The organism is Thermaurantimonas aggregans, from assembly GCF_003851885.1.
Lineage (GTDB): Bacteria > Bacteroidota > Bacteroidia > Flavobacteriales > Schleiferiaceae > Thermaurantimonas > Thermaurantimonas aggregans.
The window spans coordinates 1-819 of sequence record NZ_BHZE01000053.1; the positions used below are offsets into that span (position 1 = coordinate 1).

The 819-nt window shown below is 52.3% G+C and carries 1 protein-coding gene; it reads left to right on the plus strand.

What is annotated here, in order from left to right:
- A partial coding sequence (locus tag EIP89_RS11535; RefSeq protein WP_160160600.1) for a PKD domain-containing protein occupies positions 1-819 on the plus strand: 819 nt, incomplete at both ends.

Below are 819 nucleotides of genomic sequence, written 5' to 3' on the forward strand. Positions count from 1 at the left end.
ACTTTACCACATCGGCCGATACGGTGTGCGACGGCACAGCGGTTACCTTCACAAGCACCTCAACCTCTAACCAAAGCGGAGTACCACAACTGATTCATCAGTGGAACTTCGGCAACGGGCAGACCTCTACAGACTCCTTGCCGGCTCCGGTCGTCTTTACCAACAGCGGCACACAGGACAGCCTCTACACCGTATGGCTGAAGGTGACCAATGCCTTTGGGTGTGTAGATTCGGTGCAAAAAGGCATTTTGGTTCGGCCCAATGCCAAGGCAGAAGCACAGCTTGTAAACGGATTTGACTGTGCACCCTTTAAGATCGACACCTCGGTGGTCAAAGCCGTACATTATCCGATGGCCAATGCCGTGTATACCTGGAAGATCTTCGACAAGAACTTCAACCTGATCACCACTCAGACAGGGCAGCATGCTTTGAACCACACCATTGTAAACGACGGAGACACGGTGTATGTGCGGCTGGTGGTCAGCTCGCTGTATGGCTGCAAGGCCGATTCGATAACCCAATTGATGTACACCATCCTCAATCCGGTAGCCTCTTTTACAGTGCCCACATCGGGATGTTCACCCCTTCAAACACAGGTAGCCAATACCTCATCGCCCGGGGTGAGCTATCAGTGGTATTTGAACGGACAGCTGCAGAGCACCACAGCAGAGAATCCACTGTTTACGTTGAACAACAACAGCCACACACAAGACAGCACAGTTCAGATCAAACTCGTCGTAACAGCCGGCACCGGTTGTAAGGACTCCACCACCCAGACAGTGACGGTGTATCCAAGACCTTTAGCCCAGTTCAGCATAC